The organism is Microseira wollei NIES-4236 (assembly GCF_020521235.1).
GTDB classification, from domain to species: Bacteria; Cyanobacteriota; Cyanobacteriia; order Cyanobacteriales; family Aerosakkonemataceae; genus Microseira; species Microseira wollei.
The window spans coordinates 25,160-43,149 of record NZ_BLAY01000005.1 but is presented as its reverse complement, the minus strand read 5'-3'; the positions used below and the strand labels follow the sequence as shown (position 1 = coordinate 43,149).

At 44.3% G+C, this 17,990-nt stretch carries 21 protein-coding genes and 1 pseudogene; 14 read left to right on the top strand and 8 right to left on the bottom strand.

Annotation, left to right across the window (positions count from 1 at the left end; genetic code table 11):
* The first annotated feature begins 81 nt into the window (after positions 1-81).
* The 5 genes and pseudogenes from MiSe_RS02980 (at position 82) to MiSe_RS02965 (ending at position 2,594) form a co-directional block, all read left to right on the top strand.
* Positions 82-252: a hypothetical protein gene (locus tag MiSe_RS02980; RefSeq protein ID WP_226574542.1), complete on the top strand. Its 171-nt coding sequence runs from the start codon at positions 82-84 to the stop codon at positions 250-252.
* A gap of 266 nt (positions 253-518) precedes the next feature.
* Positions 519-1,745 carry a GNAT family N-acetyltransferase gene (locus MiSe_RS02975; RefSeq protein WP_226574539.1) on the top strand — a complete coding sequence of 409 codons (1,227 nt, stop codon included), beginning with the start codon at positions 519-521 and terminating at the stop codon, positions 1,743-1,745.
* A gap of 14 nt (positions 1,746-1,759) precedes the next feature.
* Positions 1,760-1,990 carry a DUF6888 family protein gene (locus MiSe_RS02970; protein ID WP_226574536.1) on the top strand — a complete coding sequence of 77 codons (231 nt, stop codon included), beginning with the start codon at positions 1,760-1,762 and terminating at the stop codon, positions 1,988-1,990.
* Positions 1,926-2,126 (top strand): annotated as a pseudogene (locus MiSe_RS52530) (DUF6887 family protein); the annotation flags it as partial. The gene MiSe_RS02970 and the pseudogene MiSe_RS52530, both read left to right, overlap by 65 nt.
* Before the next feature lie 96 nt (positions 2,127-2,222).
* Positions 2,223-2,594 (top strand): DUF4346 domain-containing protein, encoded by a 372-nt coding sequence (locus tag MiSe_RS02965; RefSeq protein ID WP_226574707.1) that lies wholly within the window; start codon positions 2,223-2,225, stop codon positions 2,592-2,594.
* A 173-nt stretch (positions 2,595-2,767) separates the two neighbouring features.
* On the opposite strand, the gene psb32 is transcribed toward MiSe_RS02965, so the two are convergent.
* From psb32 to MiSe_RS02950, 3 genes are all read right to left on the bottom strand, one after another.
* Entirely contained in the window at positions 2,768-3,496 is a 729-nt protein-coding gene (gene psb32 / locus MiSe_RS02960; protein ID WP_226574533.1) for a photosystem II repair protein Psb32, read from the bottom strand.
* 131 nt (positions 3,497-3,627) lie between these two features.
* On the bottom strand, positions 3,628-4,260 hold the full coding sequence (ureG, locus tag MiSe_RS02955; RefSeq protein WP_226574510.1) for an urease accessory protein UreG: 633 nt from the start codon (positions 4,258-4,260) through the stop codon (positions 3,628-3,630).
* Between the two features lie 546 nt (positions 4,261-4,806).
* Complete coding sequence (locus MiSe_RS02950; protein ID WP_226574507.1) at positions 4,807-5,481, bottom strand: urease accessory protein UreF; 675 nt, start codon at positions 5,479-5,481, stop codon at positions 4,807-4,809.
* 1 nt (position 5,482) lies between these two features.
* Between MiSe_RS02950 and MiSe_RS02945 the strand changes: the two genes are divergently transcribed.
* A complete protein-coding gene (locus tag MiSe_RS02945) occupies positions 5,483-5,752 on the top strand; it encodes a helix-turn-helix transcriptional regulator (protein ID WP_226574505.1) in 270 nt (89 codons plus the stop codon).
* Positions 5,753-5,771: 19 nt separating this feature from the next.
* Here the strand turns inward: MiSe_RS02945 and ureE are convergent, their stop codons facing one another.
* Entirely contained in the window at positions 5,772-6,209 is a 438-nt protein-coding gene (gene ureE / locus MiSe_RS02940) for an urease accessory protein UreE (protein WP_226574502.1), read from the bottom strand.
* A 216-nt stretch (positions 6,210-6,425) separates the two neighbouring features.
* Between ureE and MiSe_RS02935 the strand changes: the two genes are divergently transcribed.
* From MiSe_RS02935 to MiSe_RS02925, 3 genes are all read left to right on the top strand, one after another.
* Complete coding sequence (locus MiSe_RS02935; protein WP_226574494.1) at positions 6,426-6,836, top strand: hypothetical protein; 411 nt, start codon at positions 6,426-6,428, stop codon at positions 6,834-6,836.
* A 75-nt stretch (positions 6,837-6,911) separates the two neighbouring features.
* A complete protein-coding gene (locus tag MiSe_RS02930) occupies positions 6,912-7,406 on the top strand; it encodes a GAF domain-containing protein (RefSeq protein ID WP_226574491.1) in 495 nt (164 codons plus the stop codon).
* Positions 7,407-7,627: 221 nt separating this feature from the next.
* Positions 7,628-8,101, top strand: a complete 474-nt coding sequence (locus MiSe_RS02925; protein WP_226574486.1) for an NgoMIV family type II restriction endonuclease — start codon at positions 7,628-7,630, stop codon at positions 8,099-8,101.
* A gap of 2 nt (positions 8,102-8,103) precedes the next feature.
* On the opposite strand, the gene MiSe_RS02920 is transcribed toward MiSe_RS02925, so the two are convergent.
* Entirely contained in the window at positions 8,104-8,847 is a 744-nt protein-coding gene (locus MiSe_RS02920; RefSeq protein ID WP_226574483.1) for a hypothetical protein, read from the bottom strand.
* A gap of 297 nt (positions 8,848-9,144) precedes the next feature.
* Positions 9,145-10,221 (bottom strand): magnesium-protoporphyrin IX monomethyl ester (oxidative) cyclase, encoded by a 1,077-nt coding sequence (gene acsF / locus MiSe_RS02915; RefSeq protein WP_226574479.1) that lies wholly within the window; start codon positions 10,219-10,221, stop codon positions 9,145-9,147.
* Between the two features lie 358 nt (positions 10,222-10,579).
* Here acsF and MiSe_RS02910 point away from each other — a divergent pair, with 358 nt between their 5' ends.
* Positions 10,580-11,050, top strand: a complete 471-nt coding sequence (locus MiSe_RS02910; protein WP_226574455.1) for a TM2 domain-containing protein — start codon at positions 10,580-10,582, stop codon at positions 11,048-11,050.
* Between the two features lie 251 nt (positions 11,051-11,301).
* On the top strand, positions 11,302-12,153 hold the full coding sequence (locus MiSe_RS02905) for an alpha/beta fold hydrolase (protein WP_226574452.1): 852 nt from the start codon (positions 11,302-11,304) through the stop codon (positions 12,151-12,153).
* Between the two features lie 115 nt (positions 12,154-12,268).
* Here the strand turns inward: MiSe_RS02905 and MiSe_RS02900 are convergent, their stop codons facing one another.
* Entirely contained in the window at positions 12,269-12,901 is a 633-nt protein-coding gene (locus tag MiSe_RS02900) for a DUF2996 domain-containing protein (RefSeq protein ID WP_226574449.1), read from the bottom strand.
* 52 nt (positions 12,902-12,953) lie between these two features.
* A complete protein-coding gene (locus MiSe_RS50755) occupies positions 12,954-13,085 on the bottom strand; it encodes a hypothetical protein (protein ID WP_264196303.1) in 132 nt (43 codons plus the stop codon).
* Between the two features lie 154 nt (positions 13,086-13,239).
* Between MiSe_RS50755 and MiSe_RS02895 the strand changes: the two genes are divergently transcribed.
* The 3 genes from MiSe_RS02895 to MiSe_RS02885 all read left to right on the top strand — a co-directional run bounded on the left by MiSe_RS02895 (position 13,240) and on the right by MiSe_RS02885 (position 17,890).
* Positions 13,240-13,452, top strand: coding sequence for a DUF6887 family protein (locus MiSe_RS02895; protein ID WP_226574445.1), 213 nt, complete (start codon positions 13,240-13,242; stop codon positions 13,450-13,452).
* Positions 13,453-13,596: 144 nt separating this feature from the next.
* On the top strand, positions 13,597-17,757 hold the full coding sequence (locus MiSe_RS02890; RefSeq protein ID WP_226574440.1) for an NACHT domain-containing protein: 4,161 nt from the start codon (positions 13,597-13,599) through the stop codon (positions 17,755-17,757).
* The gene (locus tag MiSe_RS02885) at positions 17,732-17,890 is read left to right on the top strand and encodes a hypothetical protein (protein WP_226574437.1); all 159 of its coding nucleotides are present in this window, start codon (positions 17,732-17,734) and stop codon (positions 17,888-17,890) included. Before MiSe_RS02890 ends, MiSe_RS02885 begins: the two co-directional genes overlap by 26 nt.
* Positions 17,891-17,990: the final 100 nt, after the last annotated feature.

Here is a 17,990-nt window from a genome sequence, read left to right as displayed (position 1 = left end):
ATACAGGACTTATATCATGTCCGCTGGCATCGGCATCGCGCTTATGGCGGGTTTATCAATACAATTCGCTTGGGATCAAAGATGTCTGGTAAAACCCGCCCCTACAAAACCATTAACCATACGAGTTCGATACTACCGGACTCGATATTACGTAAAGAAACCGGGTTTTGGAAACCCGGTTTCTGGGTTCGTCCTTGGGTAAGTCCTGTTAGCTTTGCGATCGCTTTATCCACTCCTCAACGATTTCGATAGATATGTTTCGGTACGGTGCAAATTTCCATCACCTAGCCGCAGCTGTTGATTGTGGTGACCGAGCAATTGCTGCTTTACTCCCTTCCCGATAGAAGATTATCTACTTCTTCCTTCTTCTTCCTTCGTGTCCTTTGCGTCTTCGCGGTTCAATAATACGAATTCTTCAGGCACCGAAACGAGTAAACTGAGGGAGTGACGATGGGGGACTTCTTGCAGAATCTTGTTACCCTAAAAAAAGTTTATTTTTCGCGCTCCCAGTTTCCCCAATGGTAGAACAGCTATTACCTCGCTATTCTGTTTCCTGGATTAACAAGATTGCTGAAATTCCTCAGACAGCGTGGGACGCCCTCGCCATGCCGCTCAAAACTCCATTTCTAGAATGGGAGTGGTTGAATAATCTAGAAACTTCTGGCAGTGCGACTCCGAAGGCAGGTTGGCTACCCAACCATCTTACCGTGTGGCGCGATCGCCAACTCATCGCCGCCGCTCCGCTTTACGTCAAAGGTCACAGTTACGGCGAATTTGTCTTTGACCACCAATGGGCAGATCTAGCTTATCGGTTGGGCGTGCAATATTACCCGAAACTGTTGGGGATGACGCCGTTTACTCCAGCGGAAGGTTATCGCTTTTTAATTGCCCCTGGAGAAGATGAAGATCAACTGACTGAATTAATGGTAGGGGCGATCGACCATTTTTGCGCTCGCCACCAAATTTCTGGTTGTAATTTCCTCTACGTTGACCCCGAATGGCGTCCGATAATCGAACGCCACGGTTTCACCAGTTGGATGCACCACAGCTACGTTTGGCAAAATTCTGGCTTTAACACATTTGATGATTATTTGCAAGTTTTTAATGCCAACCAGCGCCGCAATATCAAGCGGGAACGCAAAGCAGTAGAAACAGCAGGGTTGCGATTGGTAACTCTCACGGGGGATGAAATTCCCAAGTCGCTATTTCCCACCATGTACAAATTTTACAGCGACCATTGCGATAAATTTGGCTGGTGGGGCAGCAAGTATCTGACAAAGAAGTTTTTTGAGCAACTGCATCACCATTATCGTCATCGGGTGTTATTTGTCGCCGCTTATAGCGAGTACGATTCCCACCATCCAACGGGGATGTCTTTTTGCATCACTAAAGGCGATCGCCTTTACGGACGCTACTGGGGTTCTACCCACGAGATCGACAGCTTGCACTTTAATGCTTGTTACTATATGCCGATTGAGTGGGCGATCGCAAACAACATCCAAATTTTCGATCCAGGTGCGGGAGGTCAGCATAAAAAACGTCGCGGTTTCCCCGCTACAGCCAATCACAGCTTACACCGCTTTTACAACCCTCGTCTGTCTCAAATTCTCCGGTCTTATATTAGCGAAGTCAACGAAATTGAACGGCAAGAAATCGACGCCATTAATCAGGATATTCCCTTTAGCCGTCGCGAAGTTCAACTCAACCCGGATGGGGAAGTAACCTTCTCCGATGCAGATTCCTGAATGCAACGCAACCGTTGTATTGTATTCTCTGTGTCACAATTGAGGAACAGACAATTACTCCCACCAACGAACAAGCTCTAGCTTGTCTGCGCGTTTGTCACATGCTGTCTAACTGCTATAGGGACATCCAAGTTTTCCGCTTTAACGCTCAAACTGGAGAAGTGTATATTTTGGCAGGGGATGAGCTGCAAATTATTGTACCCCAAAATGGACAATGGAGGTTTTTGGATGAAACCGAACTTTGAGAAAATGAGCAACGCAGAATTAAGAACCTATATCTTGTCACACCGAGATGATGATGAAGCTATCCGCGTATTATTTAGTCGCCGTAATCCACCCGATTCAGAAGCGACTTGGTATGGCCCAATGACGACTCCTGAAGGCGAACCAATCGAAGAAAATATCCGCATCGCAGAGGAAGCTATTCGCCAACGCATTGAACTATCCGACCAAAAAAAACAGAAAAAAACCGCACAAATTAATCAAATTGCTGAAATTGATAATCAACTATCCCATCGTCATATTGACCTAGATCCGGGTGGATATTTTATTATCTATCTGGAGCGAGATGCTGGACTAATTTGTGCCAAGCACTTCACCAATGCGATTAACGAACAGGGTTTAGCCGTAGATCCGGAAACCGGAAAAGTGATTCCCGCCAAGGGTAAAGTACAACGCACCCACGAAACCCTATATACTGGTAGAACCGCGAAGGAACTTTGCGTCAAAATTTTTGAAGAAACCAAGCCCTGTCCGGTGACAATGTTAGACCATGCCGCTTATTTGGGGCGAGAATTTGTGCGGGCCCAAATGGCACTGATTAGCGGGGAAGAGTACGTTCAAGACTAATAATGTAAGTTGCTAGCTATAAACCTATCTGTTGCTTAAATGGCTAATGGCTAATGGCTAATTGTAAAATTTTGACTGCTCCCATTAGCTATTAGCGATTAGCAGCCATAACTAGATAACTAGGAACTGTTAAACCCGATTTCCCTCAAAGAAACCGGGTTTGGCAATTGGGACTATGACCCGATTGCTTGATACCAAAAATAAGTTGCCATCGGGATGACCGTAGCGGCAATTAACAAGCCAACGACCCAGATTGTAGCGTTGCCTTGGTCGGTTTCTTCGGCCTTTTTAAAAGTGCCTTCGACTTGAATGTTATCGGCAATTTGGGGTGCGCCTGGATCCGGTTGTCCGGATAAGACGGCGACTAAGCGATCGCTTGCATCGGAAAATGCTTGGTTGTATTTCGCTTCCCCATTCCGCAAAGGCACTAAAACGGTTTCCGACGCCACGCTATCGGCAATTTCATCAGAAAGGATGGATTTGACTTTATCCCCCGTCCGAATCGCAGTGTTATTGGTTAAAGTATCCATCACCAATAACGTTTGATTCCCTTGGTCATCAGCAGTGGGAAACCACTTTTCAAATAACCCATCGGTGAAGCTGTCGATGGTTTCCCCGTAGTCGAGGCGGCGAATGGTAACAAATCTGACTTCGTTACCCGTAGTCTTGGCTAAATTATTCAGTGCGTTGCTAATTTTACCTTCAGTGGCGCGGCTGAGGACTTCCGCTTCGTCGAGTACTCGCGTGGGATCAAAAGCTGCTAAACTCGGCATCTGATAAACTCCAGTAGCACTTGCGGGTGCTGCCACCAAGATGGTAAACAGCAAGAGCGCCGCGACTGATAAAATTAGCCGCGTGTAGTATTTTTTCCAACGGTTAATCGTGTGAAAGAGCTGTTGCATGGAATGAAACCTATGAATCCTTTCCAAAAAATACTACAAATATGGGTAATGGGTAATGGGTAATGGGTAATTGCTCATTGCTCATTGCTCATTGCTCATTGCTCATTATTGTATCGGCGAGCCATTAGCGATTAGCCATTAGCCATTAGCCAAGATGCTTCGGTTGTTTCGCCTAAGTGCAGTTTAATAAACTCGATGACAAAAGAAAGTCCTTCCTGAGTTTTTAAATTGGTAAAGACAAATGGTTTATCGCCGCGCATTTTTTTGGCATCCCGTTCCATAATGCCCAAAGAAGCACCTACCAAGGGAGCGAGGTCAATTTTGTTAATCACCAGTAAATCCGATTTGGTGATACCGGGGCCGCCCTTACGGGGAATTTTATCACCAGCCGCCACATCAATCACGTAAATTGTCAGATCCACCAATTCTGGACTAAAGGTAGAAGCGAGGTTATCGCCGCCGCTTTCGACGAAAATTAGGTCGAGGTTGTTAAAGCGATTTTCCATCTGTTCGATGGCGACTAGATTCATCGACGCATCTTCCCGAATTGCCGTGTGGGGACACCCGCCAGTTTCCACGCCGACGATGCGCGAACTCTCCAACGCCTGACTCCTGACCAAAAACTGAGCATCCTCCTGGGTATAAATATCGTTGGTCACCACCGCAATGCTGTATTGCTGGCGCATCCCCTTGCACAATGCATCGACCAACGCCGTTTTTCCCGACCCCACCGGGCCTGCAATTCCCACGCGAAACCCAGTCATAGATGGTTTCTCCCGATCCAGTTATTTTAATTAAAGCATCTAACAGCTATTATCCGTAAATTTACTGGAACTTTTAATTGGTTGCGAGCGCTTTCTTCGTCAGGACTTACGCAAATCACCTTTGTTTCTTTCGCAGCCAGAAACAAAGGTGATAGTATCTTTCTGCGTAATTCCTGTTCATTTTACACCAACTTTACCAAAACTTTGTCGATTTGCAACTGCTGCACCAAACCCACTTTTTTCTTCATAAACTATTTTAAATTTTTAAGTAAATTCAGTATATTTAAGCCCATTTCTTTATGCAATCTTTAAACAATGTTTGGATAAATATTAATCTAATTATTTAGATAAAGATTCAGTAAAATTCCGTTTTTATGGTAGACGCCACCTAGATAATTGGATAAGCTAGGTTTGAGGTGTAAAAAGCTACATCTGATTGGCGAAATTAAATCAGGAGGCATCAATTACCATGAAGGAGATAGAAGATAATCGATTATGGCTTCAATTAGCAATTAGCAATTAGCAATTAGCAATTAGCCAAATAAATCAACTGCGAAATAACCGAGTATATTGGGTTTCGTGAGCCATACTTGCTATTGCTAATCCCCAACTGCAACTGCTCAAGTCATCATCTGACAAAGCTAAAATTTTTTCCGTCGATTCAACGATGCTGATATGTAAATTTAGCAGCAACTGTTGAGCGGCAGTTTGCCCCAAGGGAATCAGTTTAACCCCAGCACCGATTAAATTGGTAGCCCAACTGTGTAAGTATCCGAGTACGGCGGTTTTATCGGTTATTTGCCAGTGGGCGGCGACAATGGCGAAAGCGATCGCATAATTACAATGACTCCCGCAAGCGTTCACCATCGGCATTAGCTGCGGTTCCAACTGTTGCAGCAAGCGCGTTAAAGCGCGTCCCATTTGCCAGCTTTGCTGGCGTAATTCTTCAGTTTCCCTCGCCGCTGACGCCCAAGCATTCCAATAACTCAACCTCTCTAAATTGCCCAGTTTAGCAGCTTGATAAGCTCGCAACATCACCGCCGCTTCTAACCGAATTGCACCGCAGGTTAGTTCCCGTTCTAACCAATGTTTCAAACTCGGTTCATCTTTAATAGTTTCCCAAGAAACTAGCTGTTCCAAACCTTCGGAATAGCTGTAAGCGCCCACAGGAAGGGCTGAATTAGTCAATTGCAACAAATTTAGCATTACGAGGTCATCCATTATGGTTAACATGGTCAAGAAAAAACGAGAAGTAGACGCACCGGAAAGTCCTTTGAAGGTGTTAAGAAGAAAAGTACAATTAACCCAAGAGCAACTAGCAAAGTTACTGGGAGTTTCTACCAGAGCTGTTCAAGCTTGGGAGGGTGGCGAGTATCAACCTAGTTTGACTATTCCTCAAATTAAAGCCCTCTGTCGAGCTTTAAATTGCAGTCTGGAAGATTTGCCAGACGAGTTGGGAACCCCGAAGCGATCGCCCGAAGAAGAAACCTAATCCAAAATCCCACATGCCGCTAATGCTGGTGTCCATAAGCACCTACCTCCGGCTGAAAAGGCAATATTTCTTCTTTTACCTCCAGATCCATTTGTTCGAGCATTGTCTTCAACACCGGATCTGGAGACAGTCGTAAGTAAGTTGTAGTAATTTCTAGCGCTACGTGGCGATTCCCTAGATGATAAGCTGCTTTTAGCAGCGCTAGGGGTGTTTTAGCGGTTACCGTCAGGACGGGTTCTGGTTTAGCCTGCACGCAAACTACAATATCACCGCTGTCCGAGAGTAACAGATCGCGATCTCGCAGCACCGTTCCTCTCGGTAAGCGCAAATACATTGCTTGTCCGTCAGGAGCAAGGTAGCGATGGCGACTGCGAGTGCGTTCCTCTGCGGTCAGGGACAGGGTAAAGCTAACTGCTGCATCCGGATTTGCTGGTAAGCGTTGCGTCAAAGTCAACATCAGCTTGTCCTTAAGTTCTTTTAGCAACTCAATTAATATTGCCAAATCTCATAAACTGCTTCAGATTTTCTCATTAACTATGTATAAATTCTGTCAGGGTCAAAAACTCCCTGCCTACCAGCAATAAAATAAATTTGTTCTTTTTGTATCCAGCTTAACTTGACAAACCTTTGACATTGTTGCTACAAAAGTAATCATTCTTAACAACTAGCAATAATGAAACTAAATCTACGCCTTTCAGCAATCCTTTCTACGGCTGCTGTTAGCAGCATTTTGTTAGCTTCAGTTGCTCCCGCCGAAGCTTATTCGTGTATGTTCGGCAAGAATAAGGGCGCTAATGCCGCCACAGAAGGCAATTCCCCCAGCTTAACTGCCAACAAAGTCGATTTTACCAAAAAGATGGCGATCGCAGGCGTTGGGATTACCGCCGTTGCTGGCGCTGTGGCAGCAGGTGTAGTTTATAAAGCACGTATGGCAAAAGCCGCTGTAGTTGATGCTGTAGTTGATACTACCGCACATCCAGAAGTTGCCTCTGATGTCACGGTTGAGGAAGTGCTGTACGCCCCAAAGGCGGAAGAAAAAGCTTCTGCTTCTACGCCTGACAAAGATTTGACATTGGTGGGCTAGTTAAGAGAAAGATTGGAAAATAACCCTCTGGCAACTTTGCTGGAGGGTTATTTTTATCGGAATAGCTAAAGATAGATGTATAATGATAGGCAATCGCATAAAACCTGGAACGCCATCTTGCCGGAAATTAAAACCGATAATTCAGAAACCGAATTGACGCAGATCCTCAAACAAATCTGCGAATCTGCTGGCTGGAAATACGGCGAAATCTGGGTGCCAAAAAACGATATGCTGCAATGCCATCAAGCTTACTACATGGCTGATGAGCAATATGCAGAGTTCCGCAAAGAATCCGAAACTTTTACCTTTGGCGCAGGTGCTGGGTTACCGGGGCGCGTGTGGTTAACGCAACAAAGCGAATCGATTGAAAACGTATCCTTAGAACCATCAATATACTACAGATCCCATCTGGCTAAAAAAGTCGGGTTAAAGGCAGCTTTGGGCGTGCCGATTGTAGAATCGGGTTCGGTTGTTGCTGTGGTCGTATTTTATAACGATATTGCCGAACATCTAGATGAGAAACAGATAGCCGAGGTGAGCGATCGCATTAAATCTTTGATTAATCAATAGCACTACAACAAAGTAGCAGGGGTGATCAATTGAACAGAAGCCTAGCTAAGAAATATCGTCTAATTGACCTATTCTCAGGAGCAGGCGGTTTGACTCTTGGATTCACCGACTCATATCATGTCCGCGAGAGATCAGTTGTGTATAGTTGATTGTGCGAAAAAGCGTTTTTTCTCCCCCATCCCCTTTGCTCCCCCATCCCCTTTGCTCTCCAAACGCAACCGATGCAACCGGACACGATATCACGATATGGGGGTGGATTTCAAAGTATCCTTGCCCTAGATAACGATAAGGCTGCTATAGAAAGTTATGCCGCTAATTTTGGCAGACATGGGATATTAGCCAATATCGAAGACTGGCTAGGGAGAAAACCAAAAATTCCCCTGTCGGATGTTGTGATCGGCGGTTTGCCTTGTCAAGGCTTTAGCCTGCTTAACAAAAAGCGACCAGGCGACTCCCGTCGCTCACTTTGGCATCACATTATTGTAGTAACTGCTGAACCTTTGCCCAGCCGAATTGCTTCTATTGCGCTTGGCACAGGTGATATAGACTGTGTTTACCATTTTTCTCTTTATGAGTTAATGGCATCTGTTAGGGAAGCAGATTTAGAGGATGCTGGTGAAATGTTGCGAATTATGGTTGAAGGCAAGCATTTGAGAGATATCAGCGATTTGCTGCCTCTAGACCTCGCTGTATAACCTCAAGGCATCCACTCGAAAACAATTCCCACCCGACTATCTTTATCTTCCCTAGCATTTTGCCGCTGAATATCTGTAGCAACTCGGACATTGCGCGTAATGGCATAACCAAAAGAAAGCGTTGTCAAACCAATTTCTTCATCGGTTCCTGGGGATACCCAACTCTGAGTTAAAGAAATATCTGCCGCACCGCCGCGAGATAATACCAACATTAACCTAGCACCGATATTCACCCCACCCCTGGAATATTTTTCGGTTTCTAAATGCCGATAACCCAACACAGGGGCAACATTTATATAGCCACCTAAAGGCAGCAGATAATAACGCAAATCTCCCCCATACCCCGATCGTTCGCCGTTAAACGAAGTCTGGTATTCTCCACTTAGGGTTAACCCGGTTCGACCTAGAAAAAAATCTTCCACACCTAAATTTACACCACTAGCGCGATCGCTCGAAGGAAACTGGGAATAACCCAACCGCAATCTGGTACGAAAACTAGGGTCATTTCTAATATCCCGCAAAACATTCGGTACTTGCTGTCGCCACCGCTGCAAAACCGGACTGCTTTCAATAATTTCTGGACTTAAATCTAAGTCACCCGCAGCAGGGGTAGGATTTTGTTGCGGCTGAGTTTGTTCGCCAGCAGCAGGCGTGGGAGTTGCTTGGGGTTGAGTTTGACACCAAGCAGGAGTTGTTACCAGTGTCAAGCTAATGCCGATCGGTACAAGCGAGTAATTGAATTTCATTGCCAGCTAAAATTATAAGTTTAAACCCGCAGCGTGCTAGCAGCGAACCAAATGGAGGGGATAGATTATCTTATAGCGGATTGCAGCCCCCTGTGGTACGGCGCTTTGTTTGTGTAGCGGGTATTTAATACCCGCTACACAAACAAAGCGCCAAAAGGCTTTCCTTCAATCATTTGCAATCCGCTGTAATACGGTAGCAAATATATCATGTGTCACATCCCCGGCAAAATCCTTTGCAAAAAAAAACGGTTCTGCTAAAAGCAGAACCGGGATAATCAAGGAGCAACATATGAAAAACTATTTGACTGTACCTTGGAGATGCGTTACATCAATTGGCTTCATCAAGTACAGTCGCAGTAACTGCCAACCATTCGAGATGTAGTAGGGCAGCTTTTGGAACAATTGCAGGAATTTCGGAGTGTTGGAGTTGACTATGGCTGTCAACTTTTCGTTATTCTTGACGCAAACATCCAGTCGCTGATAAAACTCTGGTTTATTCACATCCAACATCACCGGGAACACGCGCCCAGCGGTTTCGTTGGTCTTCTCGATCACGTGAATATCATATTCCCGCGCATCCAAACCAATCGAGGCGTAGAAATCTTTGCGCTGAATATCGTTGAGATACATCGTCGCAAACACCGACAGCAGGAAGAAGCGACTCCACAGCTTCGCCTTCCAATCGTTCAGCGTGTGGGGTTGCGACTTCATGATGGCGTCAAAGAAGTCCCCGTGGCGGTTTTCATCCTGACACCAGTTTTCAAAGAAGCGGAAAATCGGATAAATCCGATCTTCTGGATGGGCTTCCAAATGGCGATAAATTGTGATATAGCGCCAGTAACCAATTTTTTCTGAAAGGTAGGTGGCGTAGAAAATAAACTTGGGCTTGAAGAAGGTGTATTTTTTATTTTTGGTCAAAAATCCCAAGTCTAGGGACAGATTGAAATCCGACATCGCCTTGTTGAGGAAACCCGCGTGGCGTGCTTCATCCCGCGACATCAGGTTAAAGCATTCTGCCAAAACTGGGCTTTTATCTTTCATGCGGCGTCCCAGTTCCTTGTACAGCAAAAAGCCGGAAAATTCCGCCGTACAGGAACGTTCCAAGAACTCGATGAACAACTTGCGAGTTTCCCCGTCGATGCTATCCCAAGATTGTTCAAACTCAGCATCCCGCACGAAGTGGTTGCGATTGTAGTCGGTGCGGAACTCTTCTAAAATCGCCCTCAACTCGTCTTCGTTGGGCGAAATATCCATTTTCGCCATTTCGTCGAAGTCGGTGGTGTAGAACCGAGGCGTCAGGATGGTGTCCTTTGCTGGGACTTTTATTCCGGGCCTTAGTTCTTCAAAGCTGGGTTTCTTGAGGGAATCTACCATAGGTAATTGTTCTTTTATCTGTTTTTAAGTTTTTGCCTGTGTCCAGCGATTCAGGGGCTGGGTTTTAGTCTACCAAGGTCTAGGCTACTAATTGTTGCGGATTTTGTTAAGACTTGCAAAGGTTGATGACAAGGCAGAAGGCAGGTAAATGATTTTTTATAGCACAGTAAATTATTTTTGTCAAGAAGCGCGCAACGCAAAGAAACCGGGTTTCTGTGAAAAATCGTGGCTTTGGAACTAGAGATCTAGGCAGAAACCCGGTTTCTAGGAAAGCCCTTGCGTAATTCCTGTATTTGTGAAGCTGGTGTGAAGAAGAGCTACTATGATTAAAATTGGATAACTTTAGCGTTAGTAACCGATGAACGATATAGGCACTAGCTATCTGTTCTGGCTGGGTTGGTTTTTCGGCTTAGGCGGACTGCATCGGCTTTATAACAAAAAGATTGGCACGGGGCTGCTGTGGTTTTGTACCTGGGGCTTATTTGGCGTTGGGCAATTTATCGATTTAGTTTTGGTTCCCAACATGGTGGACGAACACAACGCCCAAACTAGAGCCAAATTGGGTTTATCTCCCACGGGAGTTCCTTTAACTCAAGCCGCCGTTGCAGCGGCTGTTGTTCAAACTCCCCGCGAGCAATTGATGGTAAAACTCGTCAAAGCGGCGGCGGTTCGTGGTGGTAAAATTACGGTCACTCAAGCAGTAATGGATACTGGGGTTGGCTTTGCCGAGGTGGAAGCGACTTTAAAGGAAATGGTGCAAAGCGGCTATATCGATGTCGGTAACGATCCAGTTTCTGGTGTTGTAATTTATGACTTTATCGAATTGTGAGGTTGGGGTGCGATCGCGTAAGCTTCGCGGCGCGGATGCTCTTAGCGTGCGGTCGGCATATCGCTCTTAGACACATCCGGCTAATAGCCCATCATCGCTAATAGCTAATAGCTAATAGCTAATGGCTAATGGTAGAGCCGTCAAATATTCCCATGAGCAATTAGCAATTAGCAATTAGCAAATAGTAAGAATCGCAGCATTTTAGAAGTATCAGTTAGATATCAGCTTTCATTAATGTGGTTTTGGCAGCAATGAAACGAGTTAATCAGGTGACTACTGAGCAGATCGTTGAGCAGGATGGCTGTTTGCTTCACTACTGGCTGACTGGTTCAGAAGATAAACCTTTAATTATTTTTACGCACGGAGCCGGAGTAGATCACCACGAGTTTGACGCGCAAGTACCTTTCATTGCTCAAGAATATCGCGTGCTGACTTGGGACGTGCGTGGACATGGGCTATCGCAACTAAGAGGCAAAGAGTTTACAATTCGCGATGCGATCAACGATCTACTCACAATGCTTGAGCGGTTGGGTTGCTCCCAGGCAACCTTTGTTGGACACTCAATGGGAGGCAACATTCATCAGGAGCTTGTGTTCTATTATCCAAACTCCATTAGGGCATTGGTCATGCTGGGTTGCACTTGTAACACACTCAAACTTTCACAACTAGAAATGTTGCAGACTCAAATTGCCATTTCACTGCTCAAGTTCTATCCGTGGAATTTACTGAAGCATCAGATGGTTCAGGTGAGCGCGATCAGTGCTGAGGCTCGAGCGTATTTGAATCGAGCATTCGAGCAAATATCAAAGCATAATTTTATCGCGGTGATGACTGAGTTAACGAAGGTCTTGCACTACGAACCTGGATATCACATTACGCAACCCCTGTTGTTAACGCATGGTGATAATGATATGACAGGTAACATTAAAAAGATTGCCTCAGTATGGGCAACACGCGAACCAAATTGCCGATATCAGGTGATTCCCAAGGCGGGGCACGCGGCCAATCTAGATAATTCAAAATTTTTCAACAGCTTACTGCTTGATTTTTTGCATGAGTATGTACCAGTAACGGTAACAGGGAAGTTACCCCCGTGGGGGTAACTTCCGGCTATAACTTGGGTATTGCTTATTGTTTCGATTGCGCTCAAAAAACCCGGTTTCTTTAAGAAACCGGGTTTTTAAAGAAATCCATGTGGCGTTTAATTATGCCTATTCCCTAATTTCTCACCAGCCACTTTTGACCATTTAACCGCTGGACAACCCCAAACAATAGCAAATCGAGGGTTATTTTTCTTTCGTCAATCAAGAAAGGTTCAATTGTACTAGGCTTTCCTTTATTTTCAGCATAGGAAAAACCCCGTGGCCCTTGAAGATTGTCTTGGATGAAATAAACGCGAAATTCACGCCAACCATCATTCCAGCGACCGATAATTTGCGAACATTCCGGCGCATCGGCATAGCCAATCACTGGAATTTTTTGCTTTGCCAGCGTCAGTTCTAAATCCTCAACACCTTGCTTAGCCAGTTTTGCTTTCAACGCTGGCATGAAGTCTTGTTGAATAAACTCGGCGAAGGGTTTATCTTCAACAGCTGGTGCTTTTTCCTTTTTGGCAGCAGCTGGTTTAGCTGCATCACCAGCAGGTTTTTTGGCAGCAGTTTTCTCAACTGCCGCATTCGGACTTGTTTCTGGATTTAATGCTGTTGGATCGGGCGCGTTTGCAGAGGGAATATCCGTCGCCACCGGGGAGTCGGTGCTGGGAGCGCGTTCTTCAGCGACGCTGGGAGCTTGCTGTTCAACTGTGCTGGGTGCTACTTCACCCGCTTCATTGTGATTGGTTGCTTCTGCCATAGCTCAATTCAACAGAATTTTAGGATTATTATGTACTGGACATGGGCAAATTCTAGCGTTTACCGGGCAACAGCGAGCGATCGCCGTGAGATTTCAGATTTGATTGACTTCTGGCAAAAGTATTTGGGGCGGGCAAGATGCCCACCCCACAAAAAAAAATTCTTGTGGGGTAGGCGGCGGGCAAGATGCCCACCCCACAAAACAAAAAAAATTCTTGTGGGGTAGGCGTCTCGCCTGCCGAAGAGAGTGGATGAAGAATACTTTTGCAACAGGTCTATTGACGTACTTGCTGGAGATAGTCTTGACTTTGAAATCAAGCCAACAGGAGGTTACGAGCCATGACATTAGTCAACTACAACAATATGAGTCTTGACGAACTGCGTCGGTATGTGCTGATTCACCGAGAAGACGTAAATGCTTTTCATGTCTATGTCGATCGTTCAAAAGCAGCAGGGCGCATGATAACCATCAACCCGGACGATCCTGATTGGGAGAAAACCCTAGAACGGAGGATTGAGCAAGCAACTTCTGGTGAGACAGAGCCAAATTAGGCGTAACTCCCAGGTCGGGTTATCCTTAGAAATACAAGCTTTTGTTCGCTCTACGTATTATTTAAAATGTCAGAACAAGCTTACAGTTGGAAGCGATTCTGGTGCCCTCGGTCAAGTCGGATTAGCCTTGGCGATCGCGGTTATTTGTGTGACCCGGATACTGAATGGGGGAGGGCAGATAATCCAGACCTGAAAAGTTTTGCGGAAATATCCAGCTTGCCTTGCCTAGTGCTTTTGGGTGAACCAGGTATCGGTAAAACCCATGCAATGAAGGCCGAGCAAGAAAGGATTTGCAATCAAATCAAAGCGAATGGAGACGAGGAACTAACCTTAGATCTTCACTCATTCGGGAGTGAAGACAGGCTCGTTAAGAAATTATTTGAAAGTCCAAAATTTACAACTTGGGTAGAAGGTACGCATCGTCTGTATATTTTTCTCGATAGCCTAGATGAGTGTTTGCTGCGAATAGACACTGTAGCAGCATTGTTGGCTGATGAGTTTATAGAATACCAGGATAAAGCAAATCGCCTATTCCTTCGGATCAATTGCCGAACCGCTGTTTGGTCAACTACCCTCGAAGAAGGACTGAAACATATTTTTGGAAAAGATGGTGTAGGAGTATATGAATTAGCACCACTTCGTCTTGCAGATGTAAGAGCAGCGGCAGCAAGTGAGGGGATCGAATCCGAATATTTTTTGACAGAAATTTGGAACAAAAACCTTGTTCCCCTAGCTATAAAGCCAGTCACGCTGAAATTTCTTCTCAATACCTACCGTCGCTACAACGGTCAATTCCCTGAAAATCAAACCTTATGTGACTTGTATCAGGCTGGTTGTAAACTTTTGTGTGACGAGGATAATCCAGAAGATCCTCGTAGTTCGAGGCAGAAGGGCAATTTGGAGCTAGAGCAGCGCCTAATCGTTGCCGCTCGGATTGCTGCGGTTACAATCTTTGGTAATCGTTTTGCAGTTTGGACTGGTGTTGATTGGGGGCAAGTTCCGGAAGAAGATGTGTTGCTGCAAAAATTGTGTCAGGGAAATGAGAGTGCTAACGGAAGAAATTTTGAAGTCACTGAAGCAGCAATTAAAGAGGTTTTAGATACTGGATTGTTCTCATCTCGTGGACTATATCGAATGGGATGGTCCCATCAGACCTACGCTGAATTTCTGGCTGCTTGGTATTTGGTGCAACATGAAATACCTCTAACTCAGATAACGGAATTAATTTATTCATCTGAATATCCAGATCGTAAACTAATCCCTCAGCTTCATGAAACTGCTGCATGGTTAGCTAGCATGAGAGCGGATGTCCTACAAGAAATTATAAAGACAGATCCAGATGTTCTGTTGAGAAGTGATATACCTACCGATGCAGATGTTAGAGCATCAATTGTTGATAACCTGTTGCTCCAGTACGAGCAGGAAAAACTATTTGATAGAAACCTAGATAACTATCGCCACTATGCCAAACTTAATCATTCCGGATTAGCTGCTCAGTTACACCCTTATATCTGTGACCCGAATAAGCAGATTGATGCGCGAGATTTAGCAATTCATATTGCTGAAGGTTGCGAAGTACATGAGTTTCAGGAAGAGTTAGTGAATCTTGCTCTTGATTCATCACAATCAATTTATCTAAGAGTGAGTGCTGCCAAGGCTATTTGCTCTGTTGGTGATGTAGATACGAGATTGAAGCTGAAGCCTTTAGCTGTTAGGCAGCTTCCAGAAGATGAAGATGACAGGCTTAAAGGGTATATCCTTAAGGCACTTTGGTCAGATCATTTGACAGCAGAGGAATTGTTTCAAGCTTTGACCTCACCGAAGAAATTGAACTTTTTCGGTGCATACCAGATGTTTCTCAAATACCATCTTGCTCCACAACTACAGCCACATGACTTAGTATTTGCCCTCAATTGGATTGAAAAGCAAGGCATTAGATGTTTTGGGCATCCGTTTGAAGAACTTGCAGATGCTATTCTCATCAAAGCTTGGGAACATTTTGATTTGCCTGGTGTGGCGGAAAGTTTCACTAAAGTAGCTTTAGTACAATGGAGAGATCATCAGAGAATCATTACTCATGATAGTAAGCTACAAGATCAATTTGCATCGTCGCTTTTGAATGACAGTAAAAAACGACGCACACTAATCGAGCAAGCAGTTTTAATTATTTCAAAAACCGAAGAAAATCCGTTTTTCCTATTCAGATATCTGAAGGACGAAAACGTTCTAATTCCAGAAGATGTTTTTTGGATACTTGAAATGCTTCAGAATTATGATTATGAAAAGCCTCAAAAAATTTGGGTTCAACTGCTTCAATGGAGTTTTAACCGTCAAGATGCAAAGCAAATAGATGCAATTATTACGGCTACTCAGACTAATAACATTTTGCTGGGATTTTTTGCACCTTATTTTGAACCAATTGAACTAGATTCAATTCTAGCTGAAAAACTGAGATATGATTACCTCAGAATGCAAGAAATGCAAGATCGTAGGCAAAATACTCCTTTGCTAGAGCCACCACCCAAAGAAAGAGTTCTTCAACTTTTAGAGAAGTTAGAAGCTGGAGATTTATCTGCTTGGTGGCAGCTTAATAGGGAAATGACTCTTAAGCCTGAAAGTAAATACTATGGCGATGAACTTGAATTAGATTTGACTAAACTTCCTGGATGGCAGGAGGCAGAGGAAGTTACTCGAAAGAGAATCATTGAAGGTGCTAAGAAGTATATTCAACAACAAAATGATATACCTTATGACTGGATAGGAACAAACACTGACAACCGACCAGCACTAGCAGGTTGCAGAGCTTTACATTTGCTTTTAAAAGAAAGCTCAGATTTCCTAAATACTCTTTCGCCTGAAATATGCAGAAAATTGACACCTGTTATTATTGCTGCTCCTTTTGATAATCAACACAAAGATTCCTATCTGGAAATACTCAAACGTTCTTATCTAAATGCACCCCAAGTGTTTATTAATACAATGATAACGCTCATTGATAAAGACAATCAGGAGCATGAATATTTATTTGGAGTTAATCGCTTTGATAAGTGTTGGGATGAACGACTAAAGTTAGCCTTAATAGAAAAGGCTAAAGATCCTTCGCTGAAACCCCAATGTGTTGGGCAGTTGCTCGAAGAACTTCTAAAGCAAGGGTTAACTGAAGCTAGAGATTTTGCAAATTCTTTAATTTCTTTTCCATTACCATTAGTTGAGAATGAGCGTGAAAAGGCTCTGATTGCCTCTAGAGTGCTGGTTGAAAATTCAGCTCCATCTAGTTGGTCATTTCTTTGGTCACTGATTCAACAAGACTCATCTTTTGGGCGCGAAGTCCTCGAATTAGCTGCCAACCGTTATTCTTTTGGGATTCAGTTACATTTGACTGAAACACAATTAGCTGACCTATACCTTTGGCTTGTTCAGCAATATCCTTACGATGAAGACCCCGACTATAGCAATGAAGTGCTTGCCCACTTTGTAACGGCTAGAGAAGGTATGGCTAATCTAAGAGACAATGTTTTGACACAACTGAAGGAACAAGCAACTCTTCAGGCATGTGCTGAAATTCAACGTCTTATCCAAGAACTACCGGACATAGCTTGGCTCAGAAAAACGCTGATTGATGCTCAAGCAAATATGCGGCGTAAAACTTGGCAACCACCGCAACCAGAGCAGATTCTTCAGATTGTCAGTGACTCCACAAGACGTTTGGTTCAAAATGGTCAGCAACTACTAGATGTATTGCTTGAATCTCTAAAACGTCTTGAACTGGAACTTCAAGGGGAAACTCCTGCTGTTAGAGATTTATGGGATAAGGTTGACGACAAGAAGTTCAAACCCGTTGATGAAAATGCCTTTTCGGACTACGTGAAGCGTTTTCTTGATAAAGATTTGAAGTCACGAGGTATTGTCGTCAACAGAGAAGTAGAATTGAGGCGTAACTATGGAGGTTCACCAGGAGAGCGAACAGATATTCATGTGGATGCTGTTGTGAAAAAGCCAAATGGAGAGTTATATGACTGCATAACTGTCATCATTGAAGTGAAAGGTTGTTGGCATAAGGATCTCAACAGCGCGATGGAGGAACAGCTTGTTAAGCGTTATTTGCAAGATAATTCTTCAAAATATGGTCTTTACCTAGTTGGTTGGTTTAACTGTCATCAGTGGGATGATAAGGATTCAAGAAAGGGAAAAGCGCCAAAAATCAGTATTGACGAAGCAAGAGAGCAGTTTGACAGACAAGCTGAGCAGCTTTCTTCACCAGCTAACGTGGTGAGAGCATATGTGCTTAATACTGCTCTCCGATAACTATGCTGTTAATTCCTTGTCATATCATGTCCGGTCGATTACCCATAATCGGCAGCCGGGGCACGGCATTATTAACGTTATCTGTTTGTCCGAGATATCTATCATGCCGTGCCCCTACGCAACGACGGGGTGAGGTTTTTTGATTATGGGAAATTCAACGAACATCATATCACTATTCGCTTGGCAGGAATACCTTTATGCAGAAGACGGTCAAAAGCTTTTGGTGGTGATGC